Annotated in this window: 12 protein-coding genes; 7 read left to right on the top strand and 5 right to left on the bottom strand. The window is 67.4% G+C overall.

The window, feature by feature from the left end; genetic code table 11:
- Positions 1-111 precede the first annotated feature (111 nt).
- Positions 112-1,296 (top strand): GNAT family N-acetyltransferase, encoded by a 1,185-nt coding sequence (locus OXS27_RS05630; RefSeq protein WP_267354890.1) that lies wholly within the window; start codon positions 112-114, stop codon positions 1,294-1,296.
- A gap of 106 nt (positions 1,297-1,402) precedes the next feature.
- Here the strand turns inward: OXS27_RS05630 and OXS27_RS05625 are convergent, their stop codons facing one another.
- Positions 1,403-3,613 carry a GumC family protein gene (locus tag OXS27_RS05625; protein WP_267354889.1) on the bottom strand — a complete coding sequence of 737 codons (2,211 nt, stop codon included), beginning with the start codon at positions 3,611-3,613 and terminating at the stop codon, positions 1,403-1,405.
- Positions 3,614-3,799: 186 nt separating this feature from the next.
- On the opposite strand from OXS27_RS05625, the gene OXS27_RS05620 reads away from it, so the two are divergent.
- Complete coding sequence (locus OXS27_RS05620; RefSeq protein WP_267355301.1) at positions 3,800-4,381, top strand: polysaccharide biosynthesis/export family protein; 582 nt, start codon at positions 3,800-3,802, stop codon at positions 4,379-4,381.
- 9 nt (positions 4,382-4,390) lie between these two features.
- Here the strand turns inward: OXS27_RS05620 and OXS27_RS05615 are convergent, their stop codons facing one another.
- Together OXS27_RS05615 and OXS27_RS05610 are read right to left on the bottom strand one after the other, a co-directional pair.
- Positions 4,391-4,993 carry a hypothetical protein gene (locus tag OXS27_RS05615; RefSeq protein WP_267354887.1) on the bottom strand — a complete coding sequence of 201 codons (603 nt, stop codon included), beginning with the start codon at positions 4,991-4,993 and terminating at the stop codon, positions 4,391-4,393.
- 205 nt (positions 4,994-5,198) lie between these two features.
- Positions 5,199-5,447, bottom strand: a complete 249-nt coding sequence (locus tag OXS27_RS05610; protein WP_243919417.1) for a hypothetical protein — start codon at positions 5,445-5,447, stop codon at positions 5,199-5,201.
- Between the two features lie 229 nt (positions 5,448-5,676).
- On the opposite strand from OXS27_RS05610, the gene OXS27_RS05605 reads away from it, so the two are divergent.
- A complete protein-coding gene (locus tag OXS27_RS05605) occupies positions 5,677-5,892 on the top strand; it encodes a hypothetical protein (protein WP_243919415.1) in 216 nt (71 codons plus the stop codon).
- A 68-nt stretch (positions 5,893-5,960) separates the two neighbouring features.
- Here the strand turns inward: OXS27_RS05605 and OXS27_RS05600 are convergent, their stop codons facing one another.
- On the bottom strand, positions 5,961-7,040 hold the full coding sequence (locus OXS27_RS05600) for a hypothetical protein (protein WP_267354884.1): 1,080 nt from the start codon (positions 7,038-7,040) through the stop codon (positions 5,961-5,963).
- A 17-nt stretch (positions 7,041-7,057) separates the two neighbouring features.
- Positions 7,058-10,078 carry a transglycosylase domain-containing protein gene (locus OXS27_RS05595; RefSeq protein WP_267354882.1) on the bottom strand — a complete coding sequence of 1,007 codons (3,021 nt, stop codon included), beginning with the start codon at positions 10,076-10,078 and terminating at the stop codon, positions 7,058-7,060.
- 154 nt (positions 10,079-10,232) lie between these two features.
- On the opposite strand from OXS27_RS05595, the gene OXS27_RS05590 reads away from it, so the two are divergent.
- From OXS27_RS05590 to OXS27_RS05575, 4 genes are all read left to right on the top strand, one after another.
- Complete coding sequence (locus tag OXS27_RS05590; RefSeq protein ID WP_267354880.1) at positions 10,233-11,900, top strand: alpha-amylase family protein; 1,668 nt, start codon at positions 10,233-10,235, stop codon at positions 11,898-11,900.
- Positions 11,901-11,967: 67 nt separating this feature from the next.
- Positions 11,968-12,375, top strand: coding sequence for a hypothetical protein (locus tag OXS27_RS05585; protein ID WP_267354878.1), 408 nt, complete (start codon positions 11,968-11,970; stop codon positions 12,373-12,375).
- 593 nt (positions 12,376-12,968) lie between these two features.
- A complete protein-coding gene (locus tag OXS27_RS05580) occupies positions 12,969-13,613 on the top strand; it encodes an MBL fold metallo-hydrolase (RefSeq protein ID WP_243919405.1) in 645 nt (214 codons plus the stop codon).
- Between the two features lie 5 nt (positions 13,614-13,618).
- A complete protein-coding gene (locus OXS27_RS05575; protein ID WP_267354876.1) occupies positions 13,619-14,581 on the top strand; it encodes an aldo/keto reductase in 963 nt (320 codons plus the stop codon).
- Positions 14,582-14,665 lie beyond the last annotated feature (84 nt).

Genomic DNA, 14,665 nt, shown 5'->3' with positions numbered 1-14,665 from the left:
GACCCGTGAAGTGTCTTACCGGGCCGAGAATTCCACGGCTTGTTCAGTCGCCGGCGGCGAAGGTCCCGCCGCGACGGGCGACCGGGCGCGGTCCAGCAAAGGTCAGAGGCAATGGCGGTCGCCCTTCAAGTCACGGATGCGGATAGGGTCGATGCTCCGTCGGTCGGAGCCCTCGCGGCGGAAATCATCGCGGACCCGGCCGCCGCGGAAGCCGTCTGGCGCCAGATCGAGTGCGATCCCGACAGCATTCAGACGCCCTATCAGCGGTTCGACTGGACCATGGCCTATCTGCGCGCGTGCAGTCAGGTCGGCAAGGCGCGGATCCTGGTGCTCCGTGATCGGGACGGTCGTCCCCAGATCCTCCTGCCGCTAGTTGTCGAGCGACGGTTCGGCCTGCGCGTCGCCCGGACGGTGGGCGACACCCACGCGAATTATCATCTGCCCCTGTTCGCGAGCCGCGACGCGGCGTCGATCCGGGCCGGAGAGATATCAGCAGCTCTGACGCGCGCCGCGCGTTCGGCCGGGATCGACGTCTACGCGCTGCAGCATCAACCGCGATCCTGGGACGGCACGGCGAACCCGTTCGCGACCGGCGGCGAGCCGGAGGCCAGCAATGGCTACGGGGTGACCCTCGAACCCGATCCCGAAGCCACGATGCGCCGGGTCTTCAGCGCCGATGCCCGCAAGAAGCTGCGCTCGAAGGAGAAGCGTCTGATCGAGGCGCACGGACCCGTCGTCTATCGCCGCGCCGAGACGGCCGAGGAGGCGAACCGGTTCCTGGTGGCTTTCTATGCCCATAAAGCCGTCCGGTTTGCCGCGATGGGCATCGCCGACCCTTACGCCGATCCGTCGATCCGGGCCTTTCAAGCGGCGGCCGCAGCCGGTCCGGATTCGGCGCTGGAGATCCATGCGCTGTGCATCGCCGAGAGTGGCCGGGTGCTGGCAACGTTCGGCGGCGCGGTCAATGCGCGACGCTACAGCGGTATGATGACGGCGTTCGATCCGGATCCCGAAATCGCCCGGTACAGCCCCGGGGATCTGCTGCTGCAACATCTCGTGCGCGAGCAGGCGACGCGTGGACGTCTCGGTTTCGATCTCGGGGTTGGCGAAGCCCGGTACAAGGCCAGCATCTGCGACGAGACCATCGAACTCGTCGAGGCGATCATCCCGGTGACGCTGGTGGGCCGAACCTACGGTGCGGTCCGGCAGGGTCTCGTGCGCGCCAAGCGCGGGATCAAGGGTGACCCGCGCCTGTACGCTGCGTTTCAGCGGCTGCGGAAGTTGCGGCGGACCTGACCGCATTCGCGTTGGCTCGCTCGCGGTGCACGGCAGTATCCCGTGGCCGGCTCGTCCGCGATCCCCACCGCCCGGGCCGCCGACGGCCCGGGAACGCGCTCCGCGATTACGCGGCGTTCAGGCGCAGATCGGTGTCGATCGCAGCGCCGGCCGCCGGCCGGTCCTGAGCCACGAGGATCTGTTTGGCGCCCGCTTCCTGCGCGGCGGCGTAGAGATCGGCCAGAGCCGGATCCTCCGCCGAGGCGTTCGAGGCGATCACCACCGTATCCATGTAGCCGCCGACAAGGTCGAGAAGGTTGTCGGCATCCGGGGTGGCCTTGAGGCAGCAGACCACCCAGTCGTAGGCTTCCGCCATCGCCTCGAAGGTCAGGGTCAGAGCGTCCGGCTCGTCGGACATTATGGAGGTCGCGTGCCGCCCGGCCTCGATCACGTGCAGGCCGCTGGTGCGATCGGCCTGGATCACGTCGAGGAAGGCGGCCTCGCCAGCCACCAGATCTGTGAAGCCGAGCTTACCGTCTCCAGGTCCGCCGTTCAGCGCGACGGCGACGAGGGTTCCGGCACCGCCGAGCGCCCGCGTCAGGGCGGTCGAGAGCCCCGCCACACCGTTGGTCCGGCTGGTCTCCAGGATCAGGACGCGGCGGCCAGACGGCGCGTCGGCGGCGCGCGGAGCGGCCGTGATGCGGGCGATCAGCGGCGCCAGGTCGAACGCCTCCACGGCGACCGCGGGCGCTGTTTCCGGAACCGCCGCCGTGGGCTCGTCTTCAGCCTCGGCCGCATCGGACCAACCGGTCGGCGACATGGCCTCCGGGAAGGCGAAGAGCGGGCGCTCCAGAACCGGCTCACGGCGCTGGCGATCCTCAGCGAAATCGAAGGTCTCGTTCCGATCGGAAATGGGTCGGGCGGCATCCGTCAGCAACGCGCGGGCGATGACGGCACCGACCGAGAGCAGCAGCGTGATCAGGGTCGCGAACGCGACGATCGGCAGCTTCTTGGGGAAGGACGGCACCTCCGGCGTGACCGCACGGGACACGATGCGCGCATCCGCCGGGGTTGCGGCTTCGTCATCGCGGGCCGATGCCTCGCGGTAGCGCGACAGGTACGATTCGAGCTGCTCGCGCTGCGCCTTGGCCTCGCGCTCCAGCGCGCGCAGCTGGATCTCGCTGGAATTGCCGCGGACCACAACGTCCTGCTGGCCATCCACCGCGGCCTGCAGGCTCTCGACTCGGGCTTCCGCGATCTTGGAGTCGTTCTCCATCGTGCGCACGATGCGTTCGGCCGAAGCCTTGATCTGGGCGTCGAGATCCTCGAGCTGCGCCTTCAGCTCCTTGATGCGCGGGTGGGCCGGCAGGAGCGTCCGCGATTCGAGGGCGAGCTGCGCCCGCACGGCGATGCGGTTCTCGACGATGCGCCGGATGACCTCGTTGTTGGCGACATCCGGGATCTCGAAGGACCGCCCGTCCTTGATCAGGTCCTTGATGGCCTTCACCTTGCCGCTGAGATCCGCCTTGAGGATCCGGGCCGAGGAGAGCTGGCTGGACAGCTCGCCGAGCTGCTGTGCGTTGAGCGGCCGGCCCCCGGCGCTGCCGACGAGGCCGTTCTTGGCGCGGAACACCTCGACCTTGGCCTCGGCCTCCGCGACGCGCTTGCGCAGCCCATCGATATTGCCGCCGAGCCATGTGGACGCGTAGCGAGCGGTATCGACTTTGTCCGCTTCGAGTGACGCGATGTAGAGCTTCGCGATGGTGTTGGCCGCTTCGGCGGCGAGCGCCGCATCCTTCGCGCGGAATTCGATCGTGAGGATGCGCGACTTGCCGGCGGGGTATACGAGCAGGTGCTCGAAATAGGCGTCGAGCACCCGATCCTCGGCCGGGCGGTCGAGGGGGTTGGCGCCGATGCCGAGCATCATCAACACGCGCTGGACCGGTCCGATGCTGGCCGCGCCGGGATCGAATTCCGGATTGCCGACCAGCTTGAGGCGGCGAATCGCCTCCCGGGCGAGATCGCGCGACATCACGACCTGCACTTGGCTCGCCACCGCCTGCTCGTCGATCGGCGCGAGCTGATCGCCCCGCTCCTGCGCGGTGCGGGCGAAGGCCGGGTCACGGCTCTCGAGAATGAGCTTCGACTCGCCGGTGTAGCGGGGGCTGACGACGTTGACGAAGACCGTGGCACCCAAGGCGACGACGAGCGTCGGGCCGACGATCCAGCCGAGCGAGCGGCGCAGGATGCGCGGCACCTGCGCAAGGCCGAGACCGTCCTGAGCGCCGGACAGCGTGCTCGGTTGGGCTTCGATCGAGCGTTGACGAATACGAGACATGCGGACGCTCTGGGCACGGAGGCGGACCGGCAGCACGTAAAGCCGCCCACCGGCTATTAGCGGATATTAAGGTTGCTCAAGAGTTAAGGCCGGGCCTTCCTTGGCAAGACGCTGAGGGCCGCCACTCGATCAGACTTCGTTAACCTTAATACCTTAGTCCTGGCCTCTACCGCATCCATGACGGCGATGGTGATGAACCGGCGTGCTCTTCTCCTCTCCCTCGGCACGACCCTGGCGCTCGGCGGATGCCTGCGTCCGACCTTCCGGACCGATCAGCTCGATGCGACCGGAACCGGGTCGATTGCCGCCCGCTACACCCTGGCAGCAGGCGACAAGCTGCGGGTGATCGTCTTCGGGCAGGACAACCTGTCGAATATTTACGCGGTCGATGGGGCCGGTCGGATCGCGATGCCGCTGATCGGCGTCGTGCAGGTCGGCGGACAGACGACCGGGCAGGCAGCCCGCTCGGTCGAGGCCAAGCTTGCCTCCGGCTTCGTGCGCGAGCCGCACGTCACCGTGGAGGTCGACGCCTACCGGCCGTTCTACATCCTCGGCGAGGTTACGACCTCCGGCCAATACCCATTCGTGAACGGGATGACGGTCGAGACGGCGGTGGCGATCGCGGCAGGCTTCGGCCCGCGCGCGGCACGGGACTACGCTGTCCTGACCCGTGACACGGGCGGCGACAAGCTGGTCTCCGGCATCGTCCCGATGACCTACTCGGTCCGACCCGGCGACACGATCGTGGTCAAGGAGCGGTTCTTCTGAGCCGCCCGATCACTTTCCATCCCGCCATGGGTTGATCACCCGCATCGCGGTCTTCTCGGTCGGGATCGGTGTCGCGGTTATCGGCATCGGCACGTTGGCGCGCGCCACCATGCGCCCGGCCTCCTGGGCCGGCCGCAGGCCTACGGGCGTGAACAGCCCTGCCAGAATCTTGCGCGTTCCCTTGCTGACGAAGCGCGAGCTTTGCGCCGGCTCGAAATCCCGGACGGTATGGCGTTTGTCGGGATCGCCGGCGAAGACCTTGGCTCCCGTGTTCAGGACGACGATGTCGCCGGGCCGGAGGGTTTCGTCCTTCAGCAAGGCCGCGGTCGCCCCCGCCTTCATGTCGATCGAAGCCTGACGCGGCGAGATATCCGCCTCTTTCACGCGGATCCTCACCGGCAACGCGCTGTAGCGGGTCTGCAGACGGCGGCGGGCCGCGCCGAGGCGCGGGTAGGCGTGCCGGGTGGTCTGGGGCTCATAAGATGGAGCCGGCTGCACCGCTTGCGGCGCCGGGCGTGCACCGAACAGCATTTCCAGGAAGCCGATTTCGGCAGCTTCGGCCCGTGTCCCACTTCCGGCGACCAGCCCCGCGGCCGCGACGACAGCCAGCATGCAACACGTGCGAAGCGTCATAGCGCCCTCTGAACCGATCCTCGACGTGAGCATCTGACCCTCAACCGCAAGCTGTGCGATTGGGTTCCGAGATTGCCGCACTCCGCGGAGTCAAGTCGTGATGTTTGAAATAGGAGGTATTCGAGGTTTCGGTCGAGGCTATTGTTACGTGTGACCGATCGGGCCGGGGCCGCGGTGCGGTTCATCAGGCGGGAGCGGACTGCTCACCTTCGCCGATGCAATCCAGAGCCCGTTCAACCGCACTTACCGCATCCAGAAGGTGCTGGACGGTGCGTTCAACCTCGCGCGCGGGACGCCCCATGGCGGCGGCGCGCGCGCTCACGTCCTCAAGCTGGTCGAGCAGCTCGAGAAGGTCACCCGCGACGGTGACGACCTCACAGCGGGCGAGGCGCGCGACGTTTGCGCGGGGACGGAAGGGCAAGACGTTGCTCATCGCCGGTGGTTGTCGCCCGAAAGGCCCCGGATTGGCCAGAGGGTGCCGAGCCCTATCCGCTGCAAACGAACGGCGTGGTGGATTTTCCGTGGCCGCTGCGCATCGGAGGCTGCAGAACCGATTCACGGTTGGTGGTCACCCTTGACGGGGTCTGCCTGGGCCTGACGATGGCGGCACTGCCGTTTCTGCATCCAGGGCCGACCATCGGCCGAACCCGTCAGGACCTCCCATGCGCCTCGTCCTTCTGGCATTCTCCGCGCTCACGATCGGCGGCCTGTGCGCCTGCGCCACCGACGGGCCGGATTCCCGCAGCGGTCTCGCCGAGAGCTTCAACCTCGACAATTACCGGGCTTCCAGCAACACCAACGGCACCCAGACCCGGCGGGATGTGAATCGCGCCTACACGCAGCCGACCCTGCCGACGATCGGCAACCGCGGCATGTGAGTGTGATGGCGCGTCGCCGCCGCTTGGATGCGGCGGCGATCCGTTCACCGTCCGGCCATCGAAGCGCGTCAGCGCTTCGTCAGCGCGTCCGCGAAGGTGGTGATCCGGTTCCTAGCGTAGATCGGCAGCCCGGCGCTGATCGACGTGCCGGTGTTGAAGCTCGAATTGCCCATCAGCACCTGGGCGGGCAGTAGGTTCTTCAGCACCGGCACCCGGGCGTATTCCGCCTTCCGGTCGAGCACATCGCCCTTGATGGCGAGCGCCATGTAGGTGGTAACGACCGTCTTGCCCGGGTCATTCGGCATCGGCTGGAACACCGCCAGGAACTTGCCGAAGCGCAGGATCTGGTTGACCCAGAAGATCGTCTGCTCCAGCCCGCCAGTCACAGGCGTGTCGATCTTGGTCAGGGCTCGGAGCGGCCCGTCCTGGTCGGGCCCGAGCATCCGCAACTCGCTCTGGAACGAGACAAATTCGGCTATCTTCTTGGCCGAACCTTCCTCAAGCTTGTTGGCAAGCTTTACGCCAAGCGGAAGCTTGCCTTCCAGATCGTATCGCGACTCGATGCAGGCGCCGGCGCCCTCGCACCAGGGTCGGTCGGGCCGCTTGGCGAAAGCAGCGGCCGGATCCTTGTTGGGCGTCACCTCGGCGGAGGAGACGGCGCGGTGCTTGATCGCCGGATCCATCTTCTGGACGAAGGCGAGATTGGCGTAGGACGCGCTGTCGATAGACTCGGGTGGCCGCGGAACGACGAAGCGGCCCTCCGCCACGTAGATCTTGAGGGTCTCGTGCCGCGGCTTGGTCACGCCGTTCACCGTGACGGTGTAGTCGGGCTCCTTATAGCCGGGGTAGGGGGCGAGCACCGCCGCCTCGGCCGGACGCACCTTCTGCCAGTCGAGATACGGGATCAGCCCGTTCTCCGGGGTCGTCGGCTTGTCGCGATGGTCGGTGAACAGGATCTGGCCCGGCTTGATCGTCGCCGGATCGACGGATGCGACCGACGGCACCTCCTTGATCCGGTCGGCCGCGGGGGCGGGCGCGGTATTGGCGGCGGGCGTCTGCGCGCGGGCCGGAATCGCGGCCAGCAGCGCAAGGGCAAAAGCCGCGGGAACTCGGGCGGCGGGAAGCTGCATTCGCAACGGGTGTCTCATCTTACGGGGAGGGGCGGTCAGAAGCCGGAATCTTCGCCGAACAGGTAGTCCGGATCACGGCGGCGCGGTCTGCGCACGCCGTCATCCCCGAACGGCGAGCGCGCGGCCTGGCCCGGCCACGGCCTGTACGGGTCCTGGCCGGACGGATCCAGATCCCCCTGCGCACGGCGGCTGCGCGGCGGCGGACGATCTCCGAACGGGTCGAGCGGGTCCGCGGGCGCACGCTCGCCGGTCATGGTGCCGTAGTAGTCGCCCGCCACGCTCGCGCCGTCCTCGGCACCGCCCAGGTCGCCATCCTCGGCGTCCGGTCGCATGGCGTAGAGCGTCTCGCGGGGGACGAGGCGGTACTGGGTGTCGGCCATCCTGCCGTCGCCGCTGGTGCGGAAATGCTCGATAAATCCGCCGCCCGCGACCCGGACACCGCTGCGGGGATCGATCGCCAAGTCGGCAATGAACGGCCGCGCCTCGGACGTGGGACCCTTCAATGGCGTCTTCGGCACGCCGTTGGCCCAGGCCGCCTGCAGGATGGACGAGGCGATCGGAACCGAGACGTGGCCGCCGGTCTGGCCGCGGCCGAGCGTTTTCCGGCTGCCGTCGGCATTGTCGTAGCCAACCCAGACCACCACTGAAATCTCGTTGGTCAAACCCGCGAACCACGCATCGTTCTCGTTCTCCGACGTACCGGTCTTGCCGGCCACGAAGGCCGAGACCTTCGACAACGCGGCAGCGGTGCCGTGCTGGGTGACGCCTTGGAGCATGGTTTTGAGCTGGTAGAATGATACCCGGTCGGCCGAGCCAATCCGGACTGGTTCGCGGGCCGCATGCGTATAGAGCGGCTTACCGTCCCGCTCGACCGATTCGAGGGCATAAGGTGTCGGCCGAGCCCCCTCGTTGGCCACCGCCGCGTAGAAGGCCGCAAGGTCGAGCATCCGCACCGGCTGCGCGCCCAGGACAAAGGGGTAGTAGGGTTCGCACTCGGCGTAGATCTGCGCTTCGAGGGCGATCTCGCAGACGCGCTTGAGGCTTGCCGGCGCCTTCGGGGCGATACCACCCTGCAGGAGGCGGGCGGTCACGAGATTCTTGGAGAATTCCAACCCGCGCCGGAGCGTCGTGGGGCCAGAGCCGCCGCCCTCGTAATTCTTCGGAGACCAGGAATCGCCGGTCCCGTTGATCGGCGGAAGGGTGACGGGCGAGTCCATCACCAGCGTGTTCGGCTGCAGACCGGCATTGAGGGCGGCCAGATAGGTCAGCGGCTTCAGGGTCGAACCCGGCTGGCGCACCGTCTGCGTGACGCGGTTGAGCTGGCTCAGCGGGTAGGAGAAGCCGCCCGCCATGGCGAGGATGCGGCCGGTCTGGTTCTCGATGACCACAGCCGCCCCCTGGACGGTCGGCCGGACGCGAAGCTGCGCGTGTGGGCCGCCCTTGCCCTGCGTGACCTTCACACGCACCACATCGTAGGGCTGCAGCTTACCGCGGGCGATACCGGCGTCGAGGGAGGCGGTGCGCCCGTCCGAGAGCCCGACCTTGATGCCGCCGCGCCCCGTCTCCAGCACGACCGCCATGGGCCAGCGGACATCGTAGAGAACCGGTCGCGCGCTCTCCAGCGCCACCAGCCAAGCGGGTTTCCGCTGCGGCGTGGCGATGATCTTCGCAGACCGAAGCGTCTTGGCGTCCGGCTTGACGGCATCCGCCCGGGCCCCCGTGACCGAGGGGGCCGATTGCGGCGATGCCTCGGGGGCCGGCGTCGCGGCCTGGATGCGGCGGACGCTGTCGGCGAGGTTGAGCTCAGGGCCGGTGAAGGCTTGGCGGCCGGTGGAACGTTCGTAGTTGGCGAGACCGTCCTGCAGCGCCTCCTCGACGGCCCGCTGCAGGCCGGCATTGATCGTCGAGCGCACTGTGAACGAGCCGGCTGTCAGGGAATCGACGCCCGCGAAAGTCCGCGCCTCGCGATTGAGGAAATCGACCGCGTAGAACCCGGAATCGCGTCGCGCGGACTCGATCGACTTCAGACCGAGATCCGACTTGATCGCGGCGCTCATCTCGGCCTCGGTGATCGTGCCCTCTTCCTTCAGGCGTGACAGCACGTAGGCCCGGCGCTCCCGCGCCCGCTCGGGGTACTTGTCGGGGCTGTAGAAGTTCGGGCCCTTGGGCATGCCGGCGAGCAGGGCTGCCTCCGGCAAGGTGAGCTGGCCGACCGGCTTTCCGAAATAGCTCTCCGCCGCCATTTCGATGCCGTAGGCGCCGCGGCCGAGATAGATGCCGTTGAGATACAGACCGAGGATCTGCGGCTTGGCGAGGATCCGCTCGAGCCGCGAGGCGACGATCATCTCGCGGATCTTCCGCTCGTAGGTGACGTCGTCGCCCACGGAGAAGTTCTTGACCACCTGCTGGGTGATGGTCGAGCCGCCGGCGGGCCGGCCCGGGGAGGCGAGGTTGCCGATGAAGGCGCGGATCACGCCGCGCTCGTCGATGCCGTGATGGCTCTCGAAGCGCTTGTCCTCGGCGGCGATGAAGGCCTTCTGCACGAGCGGCGGCACTGCCGAGATCGGCACCACGACGCGGCGCCCGTTCGGCTCGGACGCCTCGGCGAAGGGTTTCCCCGCGCCGTCGAGGATCCGGGTCATGCCGGGCAGCGCCTTGTCGCGCAGGGTTTCGGCGCTCGGCAGGTCCTTGACGGCATTGTCGTAGAATTCGATCACCGCCTTCGCGTCGAAGGGGGAATTGGGCGGATTCTCGCCCTTGCAGAATTGCTTGTAGCTGACGTTCAGCTCGTTGATATCGAGACCGTGCAGGATCTTCGGCGCGGAGGGACCGGCAACCGTCGTCGGATCCTCCATCGCGGTGGAGATCAGGTCTTCGAGGTTGATGTCCTCGATGTCGAAGCTCTTGCGCATGTGGGCGCAGCCATCGCGCAGCAGCTGTATGACCTCCGGTCCGTCGGTGGCCGGATCGAATCGGGTACGGACCGCATCCGGGTGGGTCGTGACCTGGCTGAGCGTCAGCGCAGTCGCGAACAGCTTGATCAGGATGGCGTTCATGAAGGCTGGGTTCGGGGACGCAACGGGTGCGCCGGACCGTCCGGGCACGCGCTCGAACAGGGCGTGCACAACGCGGCTGATTTAAGGACGCGCCTTACGGCAACGCTTTGGGCCAGCCTCACGTTCTGAAGGCACGACGATGCCGGGGGGCAGTATGATCAACGACCTGTGGTACAAGAACGCCGTCATCTACTGCCTCTCCGTCGGCACCTTCATGGATGCCAACGGCGACGGTGTCGGCGACTTCGCCGGGCTGGAACGCCGCCTCGATTATATCCAGGGCCTGGGCGCCACCGCGGTCTGGCTGATGCCGTTCCAGCCCTCGCCGAAGAAGGACGGTGGCTACGACATCGCCGATTATTACGGCGTCGATCCCGCCTATGGCTCGCTCGGCGACTTCGTGGCCTTCACGCATGCGGCCAAGCAGCGTGGCCTGCGGGTGCTGATCGACCTCGTGGTCAATCACACCTCAGACCAGCACCCCTGGTTCCAGGCGGCCCGATCCGACCCGAACTCGCCGTTCCGGGACTGGTACGTCTGGTCGGACAAGCGGCCCGCCACCGCCGACGAGGGTATGGTCTTCCCGGGCGTGCAGGACACGACCTGGACCTACGATTCGAAGGCCAAGGCCTGGTACTTCCACCGGTTCTTCAACTTCCAGCCGGATCTGAATACCGCGAACCCCGCGGTGCTGGCCGAGATCCTGAAGATCATGGGCTTCTGGATCCAGCTCGGCGTCTCGGGCTTCCGGATGGACGCGGTGCCGTTCGTCATTGCCGAGAAGGGCGCGGATGTCGGCGGCAAGCCGCGCGAGCAGTTCGACATGCTGCGTGACTTCCGGGAATTCCTGCAATGGCGCCAGGGCGACGCCATCATCCTGGCCGAGGCCAACATCCTGCCGAAACAGGATTTCGACTATTTCGGCGACGACGCCGACCGCATGCACATGATGTTCAACTTCCAGGTCAATCAGGCGAGCTTCTACGCCCTGGCGGCCCATGACGCGCGTCCCCTTGCCAAGGCAATCGAGAAGACGAAGCCCCGCCCGCTCTCGTGCCAGTGGGGCATCTTCCTGCGCAACCACGACGAACTCGACCTCGGCCGCCTCACCGAGGCGCAGCGGGAGGCCGTGTTCGCGGAGTTCGGTCCCGAGAAGGGCATGCAGCTCTACGATCGGGGCATTCGCCGCCGCTTTGCGCCGATGCTGTCCGGCGACCCGCGGCGCATACGAATGGCCTACTCGCTGATGTTCACCCTCCCCGGGACACCGGTGCTGCGCTACGGCGACGAGATCGGCATGGGCGACGACCTCACCCTGAAGGAGCGCGACTGCGCCCGCACGCCGATGCAGTGGACCAGTGAGCACCAGGGCGGCTTCTCGCAGGCCGACACCACCGTGCTCCCGGTGATCGACCACGGCCCCTACGGCTACGCCCACGTCAACGTCGCCGACCAGCGCCACGAGCAGGATTCGCTGCTCAACTGGATGCAGAGCATCATCCGCCAGCGCAAGGAGACCCCCGAGATCGGCTGGGGCGACGTCGTCGCGGTCCCGACGGGCCGAAGCTCGGTGCTGGCCCTGCGCTACGAATGGCGCGGCAACGCGGTCCTCTGCATCCACAATCTCGCGGCGGAGCCGGTGGCGATCGCCCTTGCATCCGGCAACCCGGATCCGGAGCACGACGTGCTGGTCGACGTGCTCACCGGCTCGCGCAGTGAGGTCCGGGACGACGGCACGCATTGCCTGTTCCTGGAGGGATACGGCTATCATTGGTTTCGCGTCGGCGGGCTCGACGCGCTGCTGAAGCGCCGCCCGGCATGAAGGATGTTCGATCACGCCTCGCGCTCAGCCGGCCGAACCGGTAGGACACGCTGGAGCAAGGTGAACCATGGCCCGGACGAAGCCCTATCCCCCGGACGCGACGATCGCGGACATCCTGCCCGATCTGCCCGACGGCGAGTCCTATCTCCGGCAGGTGCTGGTCACGATGCGGATGTGCCAGAAGCATTACGGTGACGCCTGGGTCCGAATCGCCGTTTCCGGCAAGGCCCCTCCGCCTTCCTATCGGATCGACCGGTCCGATCCGGCTTCCGATGATGCGGAACGGGTGCTGTTCGGAGCCTATGGCGGTAAGTCCCACAACCGCTTCACGCAGACGAACACTGCCGAGACGTGGTGGAGCAGCCGGGCGCTGGGCATGGCCGAGATGCTGAAGCTCCAGGACGGCTTCCGCCGGCTGCATGGCGGGGCAGACGAACGCGTGGTCTCGGATGCCGGAGACGGCCCCATTTCTTGAGACCCCTGTTGAAGGGTCATTGAAGGCTGTCACCTGCCGCGACGCCGGTTGCCAAAGGAGACGGCCGGCATCGATGCAGTGGAATCCGCGCCTGAAAAAGCGCACGTCTGCTTGGGCCAAGCGCCGCGTCACGCCGTCTCGAGCCGATGGAAACCAGCGTCACCGACGGAAATGGGAAGCCGGAAAATACCCCGCATTCCCGAACGTCGCGACTCCTGCGACGCCGTCATCGGTGGTGTCAGGGCCTGCCCTCACTGCGGCTGTGTCAGGCCAGATGCCGAAGAACGCGCCGAAGACCGGAAACGGGTCGCGATCGCGATCGCGCTTATCCTGGCGGTGGTGTTGGTGATTGGGTTGAGTGTCCTCAGCGCGCACTATCGATGAGCGGGCTGCGCTACCGTCCGAACGGGTGACGGGCGCTACACAGCGGAGATGACCGGTCCTGCATGGGCGCTGACGTCGGAACACCGGTTTGGCCCCGCGCGCGATGGCGTTGCAATCATACTGGGCGCGGCAAGGGTGCCGCAGCGCGTCTTCTGCGCTAGAACGCCCTCACGAGCGCCGAAGCCGGCGCGGCCAACCCGCGGAACTCCATGCCAGGTACGCCCCGCGCCGGGATCATCCCGGTCACGCCCTTCCAGCAGAATTGCACCCTGATCTGGGACGAAGCCACCAAGATCGGCGCTGTCGTCGATCCCGGCGGCGACCTCGACCGGATCGAGGCGGCGATCCGTGAGCAGGGCGTGCAGGTCGAGAAAATCCTGCTGACCCACGGCCATGTCGATCACGCGGCCGGCGCCGACGAGTTGCGCGAGCGCCTCGGCGTGCCGGTGGAGGGCCCGCATCTGGCCGACAAGTTCCTCCTCGATTCCCTGCCGGAGACGGCGGCCAATTACGGGCTTGGCGAAGCCCGAGCCGTCACGCCGGACCGCTGGCTCGACGAGGGCGACGGCGTGACCGTGGGCGGCCTCGGTTTCGACATCCTGCATTGCCCCGGCCACTCCCCCGGCAGCGTGGTGTTCGTCAGCCGGGACGCGCGCTTCGCCCTTGTCGGCGACGTGGTGTTCAAGGGCTCGGTCGGCCGCACCGACCTGCCGGGCGGCAACCACGATCAGCTAATCCGGGCGATCAAGGAAAAGGTGCTGCCGCTCGGCGACGACATCGCGTTCATCCCGGGCCACGGCCCGACCAGCACGCTCGGCGAGGAGCGCGTCTCCAACCCGTTTCTGCAGGATTGACCGCGATGGATAAGCGCCGCATCGGCCGCTCTGACCTGACAGTCGCGCCGTTCTGCCTTGGTGGGAACGTCTTCGGCTGGACTGCCGACGAAGCGACCTCCTTCGCGATCCTCGACCGGTTCGTCGAACGCGGCTTCGACTTCATCGACACCGCCAACGTCTATTCGCGCTGGGCGCCGGGCCACGTGGGCGGTGAATCCGAGACGGTGATCGGGCGCTGGTTCGCGGCCCGCCCGGGCGTGCGGGACCGGGTCGTGCTAGCCACCAAAGTCGGCATGGATATGGGCGAGGCCGGGAAAGGCCTGTCGGCGCAGCATATCGAGCAGGCTTGCGAGGCGTCCCTGCGGCGGCTGCAAACCGACCGAATCGACCTCTATCAGTCCCATCTCGACGATGCCGACGTGCCGCTCGACGAGACCCTGCGCGCCTACGAGCGCCTGATCGCGGACGGCAAGGTCCGGGCGATCGGGGCGTCAAATTACGGCGCCAAGCGGCTCAAGGAGGCGCTGTCACTCTCGGCCACAGCGAGCCTGCCGCGATACGAATGCCTCCAGCCCGATTACAGCCTCGCCGAGCGCCGCTACGAGGCCCAGCTGGAGCCGCTGTGCCGGGCCGAGCAAGTCGGCGTGATCGGCTATTTCTCGCTGGCGGCGGGCTTCCTCACCGGCAAGTATCGGTCGGCCCAGGACGCTGCCGGCCGGGCCCGGGAGAACCGGGTCGCCAAGTACCTCAACCCGCGGGGCTTCGCGTTGCTCGATGCGCTCGATTCGGTTGCAGCCGCGCACGGGGCGAGCCCGGCCCAGGTGGCGCTGGCCTGGATCATCGCCCGGCCGGGCATCACCGCGCCGATCGCCAGTGCCACCTCCGTGGCGCAACTCGACGAGTTGTTGGGCGCGGCCGGACTGACGCTGTCGGCGGAGGCCGTCGCCCGGCTCGACGCGGCGAGCGTGGGCGGGATCGAGGGCTAACGCGGCGTTAAGCCGGTGGCCTCAGAAAAGACGCACCGGTCCCACCGCGAGCGCGCAAAAATCGTGCAAACTCAAGGTGGAACC

Origin of the sequence: Methylobacterium sp. GC_Met_3 (assembly GCF_026540775.1) — a bacterium.
Classification (GTDB): Bacteria; Pseudomonadota; Alphaproteobacteria; order Rhizobiales; family Beijerinckiaceae; genus Methylobacterium.
Note: the sequence above shows the minus strand (reverse complement) of the source record. Positions and strands in the feature narration are given on the sequence as shown.

Coding starts and splice junctions, on each gene's coding strand:
- OXS27_RS05595 (WP_267354882.1), bottom strand. CDS start 10,078: ATGAACGCCATCCTGATCAAGCTGTTCGCGACTGCGCTGACGCTCAGC.
- OXS27_RS05630 (WP_267354890.1), top strand. CDS start 112: ATGGCGGTCGCCCTTCAAGTCACGGATGCGGATAGGGTCGATGCTCCG.
- OXS27_RS05580 (WP_243919405.1), top strand. CDS start 12,969: ATGCCAGGTACGCCCCGCGCCGGGATCATCCCGGTCACGCCCTTCCAG.
- OXS27_RS05605 (WP_243919415.1), top strand. CDS start 5,677: ATGCGCCTCGTCCTTCTGGCATTCTCCGCGCTCACGATCGGCGGCCTG.
- OXS27_RS05625 (WP_267354889.1), bottom strand. CDS start 3,613: ATGTCTCGTATTCGTCAACGCTCGATCGAAGCCCAACCGAGCACGCTG.
- OXS27_RS05620 (WP_267355301.1), top strand. CDS start 3,800: ATGGTGATGAACCGGCGTGCTCTTCTCCTCTCCCTCGGCACGACCCTG.
- OXS27_RS05585 (WP_267354878.1), top strand. CDS start 11,968: ATGGCCCGGACGAAGCCCTATCCCCCGGACGCGACGATCGCGGACATC.
- OXS27_RS05600 (WP_267354884.1), bottom strand. CDS start 7,040: ATGAGACACCCGTTGCGAATGCAGCTTCCCGCCGCCCGAGTTCCCGCG.
- OXS27_RS05590 (WP_267354880.1), top strand. CDS start 10,233: ATGATCAACGACCTGTGGTACAAGAACGCCGTCATCTACTGCCTCTCC.
- OXS27_RS05615 (WP_267354887.1), bottom strand. CDS start 4,993: ATGCTGGCTGTCGTCGCGGCCGCGGGGCTGGTCGCCGGAAGTGGGACA.
- OXS27_RS05610 (WP_243919417.1), bottom strand. CDS start 5,447: ATGAGCAACGTCTTGCCCTTCCGTCCCCGCGCAAACGTCGCGCGCCTC.
- OXS27_RS05575 (WP_267354876.1), top strand. CDS start 13,619: ATGGATAAGCGCCGCATCGGCCGCTCTGACCTGACAGTCGCGCCGTTC.